This is a genomic window from Nocardia sp. NPDC004568 (assembly GCF_040609955.1).
In the GTDB taxonomy this organism is placed as follows: domain Bacteria; phylum Actinomycetota; class Actinomycetes; order Mycobacteriales; family Mycobacteriaceae; genus Nocardia.
In genome coordinates this window covers 1-13,799 of record NZ_JBEXLL010000014.1, presented here as the reverse complement: position 1 = coordinate 13,799, position 13,799 = coordinate 1, and the positions used below count along the sequence as shown (strand labels likewise).

The 13,799-nt window shown below is 69.3% G+C and carries 12 protein-coding genes and 1 pseudogene; 7 read left to right on the top strand and 6 right to left on the bottom strand.

Features of this window, described 5'->3' with window-relative positions:
* On the bottom strand, window positions 1–408 hold the full coding sequence (locus tag ABZV91_RS09580) for a nuclear transport factor 2 family protein (protein WP_355238030.1): 408 nt from the start codon (window positions 406–408) through the stop codon (window positions 1–3).
* Between the two features lie 338 nt (window positions 409–746).
* Between ABZV91_RS09580 and ABZV91_RS09575 the strand changes: the two genes are divergently transcribed.
* Window positions 747–1,664 carry a hypothetical protein gene (locus ABZV91_RS09575; protein WP_355238028.1) on the top strand — a complete coding sequence of 306 codons (918 nt, stop codon included), beginning with the start codon at window positions 747–749 and terminating at the stop codon, window positions 1,662–1,664.
* Window positions 1,665–1,728: 64 nt separating this feature from the next.
* Here ABZV91_RS09575 and ABZV91_RS09570 read toward each other — a convergent pair whose 3' ends face one another.
* Both ABZV91_RS09570 and ABZV91_RS09565 read right to left on the bottom strand, forming a co-directional pair.
* Window positions 1,729–2,121, bottom strand: a complete 393-nt coding sequence (locus ABZV91_RS09570) for a PPOX class F420-dependent oxidoreductase (protein WP_355238025.1) — start codon at window positions 2,119–2,121, stop codon at window positions 1,729–1,731.
* Between the two features lie 31 nt (window positions 2,122–2,152).
* Window positions 2,153–2,389 (bottom strand): hypothetical protein, encoded by a 237-nt coding sequence (locus ABZV91_RS09565; protein ID WP_355238022.1) that lies wholly within the window; start codon window positions 2,387–2,389, stop codon window positions 2,153–2,155.
* A gap of 158 nt (window positions 2,390–2,547) precedes the next feature.
* Here ABZV91_RS09565 and ABZV91_RS09560 point away from each other — a divergent pair, with 158 nt between their 5' ends.
* Both ABZV91_RS09560 and ABZV91_RS09555 read left to right on the top strand, forming a co-directional pair.
* Window positions 2,548–3,315 carry an SDR family oxidoreductase gene (locus ABZV91_RS09560; protein ID WP_355238019.1) on the top strand — a complete coding sequence of 256 codons (768 nt, stop codon included), beginning with the start codon at window positions 2,548–2,550 and terminating at the stop codon, window positions 3,313–3,315.
* A 406-nt stretch (window positions 3,316–3,721) separates the two neighbouring features.
* On the top strand, window positions 3,722–4,213 hold the full coding sequence (locus ABZV91_RS09555; protein WP_355238016.1) for a hypothetical protein: 492 nt from the start codon (window positions 3,722–3,724) through the stop codon (window positions 4,211–4,213).
* A 6-nt stretch (window positions 4,214–4,219) separates the two neighbouring features.
* Here ABZV91_RS09555 and cobN read toward each other — a convergent pair whose 3' ends face one another.
* Window positions 4,220–7,852, bottom strand: a complete 3,633-nt coding sequence (gene cobN, locus ABZV91_RS09550; RefSeq protein WP_355238013.1) for a cobaltochelatase subunit CobN — start codon at window positions 7,850–7,852, stop codon at window positions 4,220–4,222.
* Window positions 7,853–8,200: 348 nt separating this feature from the next.
* Here cobN and ABZV91_RS09545 point away from each other — a divergent pair, with 348 nt between their 5' ends.
* Together ABZV91_RS09545 and cobG are read left to right on the top strand one after the other, a co-directional pair.
* Entirely contained in the window at window positions 8,201–8,602 is a 402-nt protein-coding gene (locus tag ABZV91_RS09545) for a PaaI family thioesterase (protein WP_355238010.1), read from the top strand.
* Window positions 8,603–8,639: 37 nt separating this feature from the next.
* Entirely contained in the window at window positions 8,640–9,824 is a 1,185-nt protein-coding gene (gene cobG, locus ABZV91_RS09540; protein WP_355238007.1) for a precorrin-3B synthase, read from the top strand.
* 37 nt (window positions 9,825–9,861) lie between these two features.
* Here cobG and ABZV91_RS09535 read toward each other — a convergent pair whose 3' ends face one another.
* Window positions 9,862–10,170, bottom strand: a complete 309-nt coding sequence (locus tag ABZV91_RS09535) for a hypothetical protein (protein WP_355238004.1) — start codon at window positions 10,168–10,170, stop codon at window positions 9,862–9,864.
* 212 nt (window positions 10,171–10,382) lie between these two features.
* Complete coding sequence (locus tag ABZV91_RS09530) at window positions 10,383–11,234, bottom strand: oxygenase MpaB family protein (protein ID WP_355238001.1); 852 nt, start codon at window positions 11,232–11,234, stop codon at window positions 10,383–10,385.
* A 222-nt stretch (window positions 11,235–11,456) separates the two neighbouring features.
* On the opposite strand from ABZV91_RS09530, the gene ABZV91_RS09525 reads away from it, so the two are divergent.
* Window positions 11,457–12,584 carry an NDMA-dependent alcohol dehydrogenase gene (locus ABZV91_RS09525; RefSeq protein ID WP_355237998.1) on the top strand — a complete coding sequence of 376 codons (1,128 nt, stop codon included), beginning with the start codon at window positions 11,457–11,459 and terminating at the stop codon, window positions 12,582–12,584.
* A 58-nt stretch (window positions 12,585–12,642) separates the two neighbouring features.
* Window positions 12,643–13,711, top strand: a pseudogene (locus tag ABZV91_RS09520) (dihydrodipicolinate reductase).
* The last annotated feature ends 88 nt before the right edge of the window (window positions 13,712–13,799 follow it).

Genomic DNA, 13,799 nt, shown 5'->3' with positions numbered 1-13,799 from the left:
CTACCGCGTGTCCGTACCCGCGGCGACGGCCTCGCTCTGGATCCGGTCGAACTGCGCGCCCATGGCCTCGGCCAACGCGGTCGCCGCCGAGAGCGGACGCACCATCACCATGAAATCGTCGATTTTGCCGTCCTCGTCGAAGTGCAGGAAATCGCAGCCGGTGAGCCGCTTACCCGCGACCGTCGCCTCGAAGACGAGCGCGTGGTCGCGGCCGCCGGGGTCGGCGATCTCCCGGATGTAGCGGAAATCCTCGAAAACGCGCAGCACACCGCGCAGGATGGCCGCGGTGAGGGGTTTACCCGGGTACGGCTTGAACGCCACCGGGCTGGTGAACACCACGTTGTCGGCCAGCAATGCCTCGATGGCGGCGGAATCGCGCTCCTCCACCGCCTTGCGGAACGGATGCATGCGGAACCTCGCTACTCGATGTGCCGACCGGATCTGCCCCGGCCGGTCCCTCCCGCACGCTAACCAGGTCGCCCGCCGATGTCCACGTCCGCTTGCCACCGACCCCGAGGCGGCAGAGCGAAGAGCACCGGCATCCACTCGTGGGCGCCCCAGCGGACCCACCGCGCATGCGTCGCTCCCACCCACAGACCCCCAGGAACTACCCCTGGGCCCCGAGGCAGGAATCGAGTCCGCCCGTTTCCCGGCGTTCGGTGAGCCCTGCCGCTGAAGAATCGATGGCCGTTATCACAGTGTCCGCGTTACCGATTCGAGTCGTCAGCTGCGTATTCTTCTGGTCTGTGGCCCGTAGCGACCTGGACGCCGCCGTGGCGCAGGCCTTGCAGCGCATCAGCGGATCCGTCGACGATGTGGCGGGGCTTCTCCGTCGCGATACCAGCTCGTTCGCGCTCCAACTGAACCGCGGAACGGACACGCTGGTGGACTCGAACAAGCTGAATATCGGCGGTCCGTCCACCGACCTGATCGAATCCCGCACCTACATCGAGAGGTTTCTTCCGCGGTGGGTCCAGCCGCCGGTGTCCCGGATCGACAACGCGCCCGAGTTGATCGCGGACGAACTGGAGCGTATCTACCGCTCGGGAGCCAAGGCCCGGTGGGCGAACTACGATCCCGAACTGTTCCGTCAGGGCCACCGCGGATACGAAAGCTGGTTGAAGTCCGACGAGCCGCTCGGACCGCTCAACGACCGCTACGGACTCAACTGCTGGGAGATGATCTGCTACGCGGCGGCCCGGACCGGCGTAGTGGACAAGTCCTACCTGCGCGAACTGACCGAGTTACCGCGTGATCCCGACGGTGGCTGGAGCATGCCTTTTCTCCTGAAGGCCTGGCTCCCTCGCATGGGCAGCTGGTTGATCCCGGAAGGACGCCGCGTCTACTCCGGCGCACCCGACGGCCCGAAGCCACAGCGCGGCGATATCGTGATGTGGAACCGCGACGCCGAGCACGTGGCGATGGCTACCGGGCGCACCGGGAAGGACGGTTCACCCGAACTGTATTCCTTCTGGTATCTCCCGAAGTACGACCTGCGCTACGACGAGGTAACCGATTCGTACTCGCAGGTCGTGGATGCCGTTCAGGTATCCACGATCAAGGAGCTGACCGATTCGATGCTCGGCATGCGCAATCCCGACGGCTCGCTTTACCACAAGGCGGGTACGACATACGAGGTCACCTTCGGCCGCGGGCCGTGGTGAGCGTTCATGCGGCGGAGCCGGACAGGCCGCGGGTCCATGGCGCGGCAGCCGACACGGCACCAACTCAGCCCGCGGCACCCGGCCGCGGCGTGATCGCGATCCCGACCGATCCATCCGCTCCGCGCAGCAGCTTGTGACCGCGGATCATGAGCTTGCCGATCAGACCGTACTTCCGGCCCACGACTTCCCGGGTGCGCTCGGTGCCCGCGGCGTCCAGGATCTCGGCGGCACCGGGCAGCACCTCTCCGTCCGTCGTACGACCTCGGTTGTCCGAGATCTGCAGGGTCACCTCGGGGTTGCGGCGGATCCGCTTGACCTTCCAGGAGGTCGGGTTCGTCCATACCAGGAGACGGTCGCCGTCGGGCGCCACCCAGACCGGGGTCCCGACGGGCGAGCCGTCCTTCTTGTAGGTGGTCAGCGAAACATATTTGGCCTGCGCCAGCTGGTCCCAGCTCATTGCTACACGGTAGGCCGACACGCGTCGCGCGTCACGGATTGCGCGCCGGGATTTCCACGGCCACCGGTTCTTCGCTCGCGGCCGGTCGCGGGCGGGCCCGCAGCACGAGCGCGCCGAGAAGGGCGGCCGCCGCCACACCCTCATGCCGGAGGACTCCGCGGTCGGCAATGCGCTCGGCTTCGATTTCGGGTTGCTGTGCCTGCTGGACGGACTGGAGGCCCGGCTCCGCGCCCAGCAGTCCGCGCCCCCACGGACGTGGACGAGTCACACCACCGCCGCTGACGGCCGAGGAGCCCGCGACCGGCAGGCGGGCGCGAAGGCACCGATCCACGATCGGTGACCTACAACACAGTGCCGCGCTGTTACGGAGTCCGGTTCGCCGGCGTCTTGTGTGCGTTCGAGACACGACGAGGCAAGGAGCCGACCATGAGCGAGCAGATCACCGGCAGGAAAGTCGCGCTAGTCACCGGGGCGAACAAGGGGATCGGACGCGGGGCGGCCGAACAACTCGCCGGGCTGGGTAGCACTGTCGTGCTGGGTGCCAGAGATCCGCAGCGGGGTGCGGAGGCCGCGGCGGCGCTGCGCGCGGCGGGTGGCGATGTCCATGCTGTTGTCCTGGATGTCACAGATCCGGCGGGAGTCGCGGCGGCGGCGGAACACATCGAGGAGCGTTTCGGCCGTCTCGACGTGTTGATCAACAATGCCGGGATCACCGGCTCCGGGCAGATCTCGCCGCAGGACGCCTACGATCAAGTGCCCAGCACTGTCGATCTGCAGAGGGTCCGGAGGGTGTTCGAGATCAATGTATTCGGCGTGATCACGGTGACCAACGCGATGTTGCCGCTGTTACGGCGATCGCCGGCGCCCCGCATTGTGAATGTGAGCAGTCACGCCGCCTCGCTGACTCTGCTCAGCGACCCGGACGGGCCGTTCGCGGGACTGCTGCCCTCGGCCGCCTACAACCCCTCCAAGTCCGCGCTGGCGGCGCTGACCGTGAACTACGCCAACGAACTGCGCAAGGACGGCTTCCTCGTCAATGCCGCCTGCCCGGGCTACGTCGACACGGACAGCAACAATCACACCGGTTTTCTCACGGTCGCGCAGGGCGCCGCGGTGCTGGTGCGCCTGGCCACCCTCGACGCCGACGGGCCGACGGCCGGCATGTTCGCCGAGGACGGACCCGTGCCCTGGTGACGAGGGGCCGGCCGAGAGGCGGCTGCTGAACCGGGCCGGCCTGCGGGCCGTCGACGAGATCGTGAGCGGGCCGGCGACCGACCCGGCGGTGCTCGCCCGAGCCGTGGACGCGGCCCGGGCGCTGTTCGCCGCTACGGATCCGGGCGGTGAGCCCATCGGGTCAGGGCCGCGGATCACGACATGGTCTCGGCAAGATCGAACATCACATGTTCGGCAAGATCGGTTTCCCCGGGTGTGTCGGCGGCCGCGGGGCTTCTAGGCTCGCGGAGGGCCGCTGCCGCTCCCCCGTGACCGCGGCCGCGGCCCACCCGGACACGGCGTCCAGCGACGCCCACCGCCCGACCGGCCAACGGCGTGCCGGCACCGATACCGCGCCCCGAGCGCCGACGACCCCGAAGGACCCACCGTGAAAAAGACCGTGCTTGCCGCCGCCGCTGTCGTTCTCCCGCTGGTCACCGCCACCGCGGCCGGCGCCGAACCGATACCGGTGATCCCCGAACCGCCGGTGGCGGCCGAGCAGGACGCGGTGCCCTCCGGACCGCTCGGCACCACCTTCCCGGTCCGCACCGGAGGGGATATGGCCGTGACGATCGACCCCGCCGACGAGGTGGTCGAACCGCGCGCCGACGACCAGCGAGTGCTGGTGTACCACGTGACCGCCGAACAGACCGCGGGCAACCCCTACTTCCTGCCGACACTCGACCTGCGCATGGTGACCGCCGACGGGACGACAGTGTACCCGCTCACCGATGTTCCCGGCGAATACCCGGCCGGATTCCTCGAGCCCGGGCAGCCCCGCCACGGGCTGGTGGCCTTCGGGATCGACCGGCAGCAGACGCCGGCGCAGATCATCTTCGCCACCAGCGACTATTTCGTGCAGAGCAGCTGGACCCTCTGAGCCTGCCTATTCCAGCTCACCCTCGGTTTCCAGATACACCTGGCGCAGCCGGTCCAGCGTGTCCCGCTCCGGGCTCGACCACATCCCGCGTTCGGCCGCCTCGAGCAGCCGTTCGGCGATACCGTGCAGCGCCCACGGGTTGGACTGCTCCATGAACTTGCGGTTCGTCTCGTCGAACACATAGCTCTCGGAGAGTTTCTCGTACATCCAGTCGGCGATCACATCGGTGGTCGCGTCGTAGCCGAACAGGTAGTCCACGGTGGCCGCCATCTCGAATGCGCCCTTGTAGCCGTGCCGGCGCATGGCCTCCAGCCAGCGCGGATTGACCACCCGGGCCCGGAAGACGCGCGTGGTCTCCTCCGACAGGGTGCGGGTGCGGACCGCGTCCGGGCGGGTGCTGTCGCCGATATAGGCCTCGGGGTTCTTCCCCGTCAGGGCGCGCACCGTGGCGACCATCCCGCCGTGGTACTGGAAGTAGTCGTCGGAGTCGGCGATATCGTGCTCTCGGGTATCGGTATTCTTCGCGGCCACCGCGATCCGCCGGTACGCGGTACGCATGTCGTCGGCCGCCGGGGCGCCGTCCAGATCGCGGCCGTAGGCGTAACCACCCCAGGTCGTATAGACCTGCGCGAGGTCGTCGTCGGTGCGCCAGCTCTTGGAATCGATGAGCTGGAGCAGGCCCGCGCCGTAGGTGCCCGGTTTCGACCCGAAGATGCGGGTGGTCGCCCGCCGCCGATCACCGTGTTCGGCGAGATCGGCGCGGGCGTGGGCACGGACGTAGTTGATCTGCTCGGGTTCGTCGAGTTCGGCCACGAGACGGACCGCGTCGTCGAGCAACGCCAGGACGTGCGGGAAGGCGTCCCGGAAGAACCCGCTGATACGTACGGTCACATCGATACGCGGCCGGCCCAGTTCCGCGGCGTCGATCACCTCGAGGGTGGTGACCCGGCGGCTGGCCTCGTCCCAGACCGGGCGCACGCCGAGCAGGGCGAGCACCTCGGCGATATCGTCACCGGAAGTGCGCATGGCCGAGGTACCCCACACCGACAGCCCCACCGAACGCGGATATTCGCCGTGATCGGCCCGGTAGCGGTCGAGCAGCGATTCGGCCATCGCCTGACCGGTTTCCCAGGCCAGCCGCGACGGTACCGCCTTCGGGTCCACGGAGTAGAAGTTGCGGCCGGTCGGCAGCACATTGATCAGGCCCCGCAGTGGCGAACCGCTCGGGCCGGCGGGGATGAAACCGCCGTTCAGCGCATGCAGTACCCGGTCGATCTCGACCCCGGTCCCGCGCAGCCGCGGCACCACCTCGGTCGCGGCGAATCGCAGCACCGCCGCGACCGCCGCGCGGTCGCCGCCGGCCGCCTCGAACAGGTCGTCCGCGTGCGCGTCGACGAGCCGGTCCACGGCCGCGGGGGCCCACCCGGCGGCCTGCAGCGCGACGACGAGCTCGCGCGCGCGGGCCTCCACCGTATCGACCCGCTCCCGCGCCTCCCCACCGGATTCGCTGAGCCCCAGCGCTTCCCGCAATCCCGGCACCGACAGCTCCCCGCCCCACAACTGCCGGGCCCGCAGCATGGCCAGGACCAGGTCGACCTCACCGTCACCGGCCGGAGCGCGGCCGAGGATGTGCAGGCCGTCGCGGATCTGCACATCCTTGATCTCGCACAGCCAGCCGTCGACGTGCAGCAGCATATCGTCGAAGGATTCCTCGTCCGGGCGCTCGGCCAGCCCCAGATCGTGGTCCATCTTCGCGGCGCGCATGAGCGTCCAGATCTGCTGCCGGATGGCGGGCAGTTTGGCCGGGTCCAGGGCGGAGATGTTCGCGTGCTCGTCGAGCAGCTGTTCGAGGCGGGAGATATCGCCGTAGCTCTCGGCGCGGGCCATCGGCGGGATCAGATGATCCACCAGGGTGGCGTGGGCCCGGCGTTTGGCCTGGGTGCCCTCCCCCGGGTCGTTCACCAGGAACGGGTAGATCAGCGGCAGATCGCCCAGCGCGGCATCGGTACCGCAGGCCGCGGACATACCCAGGGTCTTACCGGGCAGCCATTCCAGATTGCCGTGCTTACCCAGATGCACCATCGCGTTCGCGCCGAAACCGCCGGCCTCGGCATCGGTGGAAAGCCAGCGATAGGCGGCGAGGTAGTGGTGGCTGGGCGGTAGATCGGGATCGTGGTAGATGGCGACCGGGTTCTCCCCGAAGCCGCGCGGCGGCTGCACCATGAGCACCACATTGCCGAATCGCAGGGCGGCGATGACGATCTCGCCGCGCGGGTCGGCGGAGCGGTCCACGTAGAGCTCACCCGGCGGTGGCCCCCACGCCTCGACGACCGCGGTCCGCAGTTCGTCCGGCAAGGTCTCGAACCAGGCGGTGTAGACATCCGCGCCGATCCGCACCGGGTTGCCCTCGAGCTGGTCGGCGGTGAGCCAGTCGGGATCCTGCCCACCGGCCGCGATCAACGCGTGCATCAGCGCGTCGCCGTCGCGTTCTTCCAGGCCCGGCACCTCACCCACGGCACCGAGATCGTATCCGGCGGCACGTAATTCGGTGAGCAGCGCGATAGCGCTGGCGGGCGTGTCCAGTCCGACGGCATTACCGATGCGGGCGTGTTTGGTCGGGTAGGCCGACAGCATGAGCGCCAGACGTTTGCGATCGGCGGGGATATACCGCAGCCGCGCGTGCCGGACCGCGATCCCGGCCACCCGGGCGGCGCGTTCGGCGTCGGGCACGTAGGTGGACAGCCCGTCCTCGTCGAACTCCTTGAAGGAGAACGGCACCGTGACGATCCGGCCGTCGAACTCCGGAACCGCGACCTGGGTCGCCACGTCCAGCGGGGACAGCCCGTCGTCGTTGGCCTCCCACTGCGCGCGGCCACTGGTCAGGCACAGACCCTGCAGGATGGGCACGTCCAGCTCGGCCAGCGCGCCGATATCCCATGCCTCGTCGTCGCCGCCCGCCGCGGCCAGCGCCGGTTTGCTGCCGCCGGCGGCCAGCACGGTGACCACCAGCGCGTCGGCCTGCCGGAGGGTCGCGAGCAGATCGGGTTCGGCGGTACGCAGGGAAGCGCAGTAGACGGGCAGCGGTACCGCGCCCGCGTCCTCGATCGCACCGCACAGCGCGTCGATATAGCCGGTGTTCCCGGCCAGATGCTGGGCCCGGTAGTAGACGACGCCGACCGTCGGTGTGCCGGCCACCGGCTCGGGATACCGCGCCGCCCGGTCCAGCCGGCCCCAGGCCGGCAGCTGCACCGGCGGTTCAAACCCGTGACCGGTGAGCAGGACCGTATCGGAGAGGAAGTTGTGCAGCTGCCGCAGATTCCGCGGTCCGCCGGCCGCCAGGTAGTTGTGCGCGTCGGAGGCCACGCCGACCGGCACGGTCGAACACTCCATCAGTTCGGCATCGGGGGCCATCTCGCCGCCGACCGCCACCACCGGCGCCCCGCTCGCCCGCACCGCGGCCAGACCGTCCTCCCAAGCCCGTTTGCCGCCGAGAATCCGCACGATCACCAGGTCGGCGCCCGCGAGCAGGCCGGGCAGATCCTCCACCAGCAATCGGGCCGGATTGGCCCACCGGTACTCGGCGCCGCTGGCGCGCGCGCTCAGCAGATCGGTATCGGAGGTGGACAGCAGCAGAATCACAGCGATGACCTTCCTGGGGTGACGCGCCCGTGGGGGGTTGTGTGCTCGCCGGAGAGGGTCTGGCTGTGTCAGTGGCGCGACCGCACCGGAGTTCCACCGGTTTCCTCGTCACCCGTCGAGCCCCCGGATGCTACCGCGACCGCCGGCGGCGTCCGTCACCACACCGGCTCGCGGAACCGCCGCCGGACCCCGGGACCCGACCGCCCGGCCACGTGGAGAGCCCCTCCACGATCCGGGCCTGCGCGTGATCTTCCGGCCACCTCCGTGCGCGGCTGTTCCGGGCCGTCGGCGGGCACCCGCGCGCGCCCGTGCTTGCCGAGGCCTCCCATTCCGGTTTGCTCTTCTGTCATGGCCGATGACGCGGGTACCCAGCTGTTCCACCGATCCATGCCCTTCACCGAACGCCTCGGCGTAGAGGTGCTCGAACACGGCCCCGAGCTGGTCCGCAGCCGTCTCGCCTGGGACGAGACACTGTGCACACTGGGTGGCGCGCTGCACGGCGGAGTGCTGATGGCGCTGGCGGATTCGACGGCGGCGGTCTGCGCGTTCCTGAATCTGCCGGAGGGCGCCCAGGCGACCACCACCGTCGAATCGAAGACGAACTTCCTGCGCGCCGTGCGGTCGGGGCATGCGGAGGCGTCGTCGCGTCCGCTGCACTCGGGGCGGTCGTTCATCGTGGTCGAGACCGAGGTCCGCGACGAGGCGGGAAAGCTGGTCGCGAAGGTGACCCAGACCCAGGCGGTGCGCTGAGGCCGGTCCGGTCCGACGCCCGTAAGCTGGTCGGATCATGGCTCGTACCGATCCCGATTCCTGTCCCGGTGTCCTGCGCCTGCACGAGGCTGCCGACGGCCCGCTGGCCCGGATCCGGGTGCCGGGGGGAACGCTCGCGCCGGAGCAGTTGCAGACGCTGGCGGCGGCCGCCGCGGAGCTCGGCGACGGGAATATCGAACTGACCTCGCGCGGCAATGTGCAGTTGCGTCGGGTCCGGGACGCGGACGCGCTCGCCGAGCGGCTGGCCGGCGCCGGCCTGCTGCCCAGCCGGACCCATGAGCGGGTCCGGAATATCATCGCCTCGCCGCTGTCCGGACGGGTCGGTGACCGTCCCGACATCCGGCCGTTGACCGCCGCCTTCGACGCCGGGCTGGTCGGCTCGCCCCGGCTGGCCGAACTTCCGGGCCGGGTGTTGTTCACCCTCGACGACGGCCGGGGTGATGTGAGCCCGCTGCGCGCGGATATCGGTGTGCAGATCACGACCGGGGACCGCAGCGCACTGTTGCTGGCCGGTGCGGACAGCGGGATCCGGATACCCACCGCCGACGCGACCGAGGTGCTGTTGGCGGCTGCGCGTGGTTTCCTCGAACTGGCCGACGGCCAGTGGCGGCTGCACGAGATCGAGAACGGCGCCGCACGGCTGGCGGCGTTGCTGGGCCTCACCCCCGGCCCGGATCGGCTGGAACTCACGGACGCGATCGACCTGCCGATCGGCTGGCTGCCTCAGCACGACGGGCTCGTCGCGCTCGGCGCCGGAGTCCGGCTGGGCTCGCTGCCCGCCCGCACCGCCGAATTCCTCGCCGCCGTCGAGCGCCCCGTGCTTCTCACCCCGTGGCGCGGCCTGATCCTCACCGACCTCGAGGAGGGGCCGGCCGAGCAGGTCGTGCGGGTGCTGGCGCCGATGGGCCTGATCTTCGACGCCGCGTCGCCGTGGCTGCGGATCACCGCCTGCGCGGGGCAGCCGGGCTGCGCCAGATCACATACCGACGTGCGAGCCGACGCGGCGGCCGCGGTCGAATCGGGCCGCACGGATCTCCCCGATGCCGCCACTCCGGAAGCGCCGATCGCGGCCGACGCGATCACCACGGCGGGCCGGCAGCACTGGTCGGGTTGCGAACGCCGTTGTGGCCGCCCCGCATCGGCGGTCACCGAGGTCACCGCCGGACCCGAGGGTTACCGGGTGCGACCGCCGCGCCTCTGAGCGGTGCGCCGGCCCGCGGCCGCCCCGGCGGACTCCCTTACCCCTGCTGCGACGTCGAGGACTTCTCGATCGGCCGCGAGCGACGGTCCCCGTCGTCCTGCTTGCCGTGGCTGGCCACCAGCAGCACGACGATCAAGAGCCCCATCACCGCCGCGACGGCCAGCGCGGCCGACGGCTTGCGCAGTTGCTCGGTCTCCTCGCGCACCGACATCTCCTCCGGCAACAGCGGTACGGATCCGGCGGTGTGGCGTTCGGGTCGCGCCCCGGCCGCCGGGCATCCGTTCGACCGATTCGAATTCCCGGTGACGAACGACGAACTGCCCTGGGGGGCCTGAACTGTGAGCATGCAGAAATCGTATCGACGTCCGTCCGGCGGTCAGCCGGAAATTTCCCGCTAATGGGAAATTAACCTCGGATTAACACTAGGGTGGTCCAGGACACATAGCCGCCGGTCAGCGGCCCGGAGACGGGATCAGCAGGCCCACAAGGCAAATCGGGGCGGCTGTGACGTACGGTACGCTGCTTGCCCCCACCCCGCTCTGTGTCGTAAACCATAGATCAATCGGCCCGGACGCGGCGGACTCCCGCGTAGGCGCGCGGGGCATACCGCAGACGATCCGGCAGCAGCGGCCACACCGTACGAACGGCCGCCGCGAACACCCCGAACAGCTTCTGGTCCACCGGCGTCCAGCGCAGGTCGAGGATTTCGCGGGCACGTTCGGGCATGAGCGCGTTCGCCAGCCAGACATTGAACGCCATCACCGGCCGCCAGATCACCGACCACACCGGTTCCGGAATGCCCGGCAGCGCCGGGATCCGGGTACTGGCGAGCCGCAGCGCGAAATCGGTGGTGGCGTTGGCCTCGAGCACCTCGTCGATGGTGCGATGCCAGTACTCCTCGAACTCCGCGTAGTTCGCCACCAGCACCCGGTCGGACAGCCCGTACATCCGCCACCAGGTGATGCCCTCGGCGATCAACTGGTCCTTTTCCGCGGCGGTGAGCGGCGTCCCGAAATGCTCGTTGAGGGCGATGGTGAGTTCGACGAAGGTCGCGTGGGTCCACCAGTACACACCGGGATCGAGCGCGTGGTAGCGCTTCCCACGGGAATCGGTGCCCTCGAGCGGACGGTGATAGTCCCGCACCCGGGCCGCCTGCGCCTCGTTGTCGGCGTCGTAGATCATGCCCTGGATCTGCGGCAGGGAGCGGATGAGGCGGTCCCACGGATCGTGGAAGAAGTTCGAATGGTCCTGCAGGGCGGCAGCCACCGCGGGATGCATGTTCTGCAGGATGCCGGTGCGGCCGAGGAACAGCATATTCCGCAGATCCCCGGCGTACTCCCAGGTCAGCGACCCGGGCCCGATCGGCGCCCCCGCGAGACGGGATGTGGCGGCGGTGTCCGGAGCACCCACGTTGCGACCTCCTTGTCGACGAGCAAAACCCTGAGACGAATAGTAATTCATCGTCTCAGTTTCTCGCACACCGAGGGGACGTGACTATCTCACCCAAGGATTCCGCGACGCTCGCCGCACTCGTGTCGTATGGTCGGCTGGACTGATGTCCATACACTTGTGCATAAAGCCGGGTCCGGCCACGCCGGGAGCCCGGAGCGGTAGGAGAAAGCAGGTTCACCGATGAAGACCAAGGGCGCTCTCATCTGGGAATTCGACCAACCGTGGCAGATCGAGGAGATCGAGATCGGCGATCCCCGCAAACACGAGGTCAAAGTCCAGCTGGAAGCCGCCGGAATGTGCCACTCCGACCACCACCTGGTCACCGGCGGCATCCCGATGATGGGATTCCCGGTACTCGGCGGGCACGAGGGCGCCGGCATCGTGACCGAGGTCGGCGAGGGCGTGGAGAATCTCGCGGTCGGCGACCACGTCGTCCTGTCGTTCATCCCGTCGTGCGGCACATGCAAATCCTGCCAGGCGGGTCTGCGCAACCTGTGCGATCTCGGCGCGCTCCTGCTCGCGGGCACCTCGGTGACCGACGGATCGTTCCGGATCCAGGCCCGCGGCCACGACGTCTACCCGATGGCCCTGCTGGGCACCTTCTCCCCGTACATGGTGGTGCACCAGAGCTCGGTGGTGAAGATCGACCCGTCCATCCCGTTCGAGGTCGCCTGCCTGGTCGGCTGCGGTGTCACCACCGGGTACGGGTCGGCCGTCCGGACCGCCGATATCCGGCCCGGCGAGGACGTCGCGATCATCGGCCTCGGCGGTGTGGGGATCTCCGCGCTCCAGGGCGCGGTGCACGCGGGCGCCCGCTACGTCTTCGCGGTCGACCCGGTGCCGTGGAAGCGCGAACAGGCCCTGAAGTTCGGGGCCACCCACACCTACGCCACCATCGAGGAGGCGACCGCCGGCTGCGCGGAGGTCACCTGGGGCGGTATGGCCAAGAAGGTGATCGTGACCGTCGGCGAGGTGCACGGCGAGGACGTGGACAGCTGGATGGGCATCACCGCCAAGGCCGGAACGTGCGTCCTCACCGCCATGGGCAGCCTCACCGAGAACAAGACGACCCTGAACCTGGCCATGCTCTCGCTGCTGCAGAAGAATCTGCAGGGCACCATCTTCGGGGGCGGCAATCCGCACTACGACATCCCGCACCTGCTGTCCATGTACCAGGTCGGCAAATTGAACCTCGACGATATGGTCACCCGGCAGTACCGGCTCGAGGACATCAACGACGGCTATCAGGACATGCTCGCCGGTCGCAATATCCGCGGCATCATCCGCTACACCGACGCGGACCGCTGAGCCGTCCGGATCACCGGCGCCGACCCACCGCGCGCCCGGACGGGGACGAGGAGGACATATGAGTTACCGGGTCGTGCAATGGGCCACCGGATCGGTCGGGCGGGCCGCGCTGCGAGGCATCATCGATCACCCCGAACTGGAACTGGTGGGGTGCTGGGTCCACTCGCCGGACAAGCGCGGTCGCGATGTGGGCGAGATCCTCGGCCGGCCACCCCTCGGGGTGACCACGACCGACAGCCTCGACGAGATCCTCGCGCTGCCCGCCGACGCCGTGGTCTACGCGCCGCTGCTGCCGCGCGCGCACGAGGTGGCCGCACTGCTGCGGTCGGGGAAGAACGTGGTGACGCCGGTCGGCTGGTTCTATCCCACCGACGAGCAGGACGAACAGGTACAGCAGGCCTGTCTGGCGGGCGGGACCACGCTGCACGGCACCGGAATCGACCCCGGCGGCGTCACCGAGGTGTTCCCGCTGATGCTGTCGGCCATGTCCACGGCGGTCACCTTCGTGCGCGGCGAGGAGTTCTCCGATATCCGCGGCTACGGCGCGCCCGATGTGGTGCGCCACATCATGCGGTTCGGCGCCTCCCCCGCCGAAGCCGCCGCGGGCCCGATGGCCCGCCTGCTGGACGGCGGCTTCCGCCAATCGGTCCGGATGATCCTGGACACCCTGGGTTTCGCCGGGACCCCGGAGATCCGTACGGTGCACGAGACGGCGGTCGCGACCGCACCGATCGAATCGCCCATCGGCACCATCGAAACCCGGGCAGGTGGCCGGCCAGCGCTTCCACTGGGAGGCGGTGAGCGGCGGTGACACCGTGGTACGCATCGGGGTCAACTGGCTGATGGGCCAGCAGCACCTCGATCCGCCCTGGACACTCGGCGCCGACGGCGAACGGTTCGAGATCGAGATCGACGGCGACCCGGGCACATTCGTCACCATCCGCGGGTGGCAATCCGAACCCGGCGACCCGCCGGGGGCCGAGAATCCGGGGATCGCCGCGACGGCCGCGCACTGCGTCAACTCCATCCCGTACGTCTGCGCCGCGGAACCCGGTATCCGCACCTCGGTGGACCTACCGATGGTGGCGGGACGGGCCCATCCCCGGTTCTCGGCCGGGTCGCACTAGACGAGTAAGTCCGAAGTCCCGTCGATGCCCGGACATGGGCGGAGGGCGTCTATGACCAGTGTGTGACCAATGATCTCGACGCCCTCCT

Coding starts and splice junctions, on each gene's coding strand:
- ABZV91_RS09570 (WP_355238025.1), bottom strand. CDS start 2,121: ATGAGCTGGGACCAGCTGGCGCAGGCCAAATATGTTTCGCTGACCACC.
- ABZV91_RS09560 (WP_355238019.1), top strand. CDS start 2,548: ATGAGCGAGCAGATCACCGGCAGGAAAGTCGCGCTAGTCACCGGGGCG.
- ABZV91_RS09580 (WP_355238030.1), bottom strand. CDS start 408: ATGCATCCGTTCCGCAAGGCGGTGGAGGAGCGCGATTCCGCCGCCATC.
- ABZV91_RS09535 (WP_355238004.1), bottom strand. CDS start 10,170: ATGCTCACAGTTCAGGCCCCCCAGGGCAGTTCGTCGTTCGTCACCGGG.
- ABZV91_RS09545 (WP_355238010.1), top strand. CDS start 8,201: ATGGCCGATGACGCGGGTACCCAGCTGTTCCACCGATCCATGCCCTTC.
- cobG (WP_355238007.1), top strand. CDS start 8,640: ATGGCTCGTACCGATCCCGATTCCTGTCCCGGTGTCCTGCGCCTGCAC.
- ABZV91_RS09525 (WP_355237998.1), top strand. CDS start 11,457: ATGAAGACCAAGGGCGCTCTCATCTGGGAATTCGACCAACCGTGGCAG.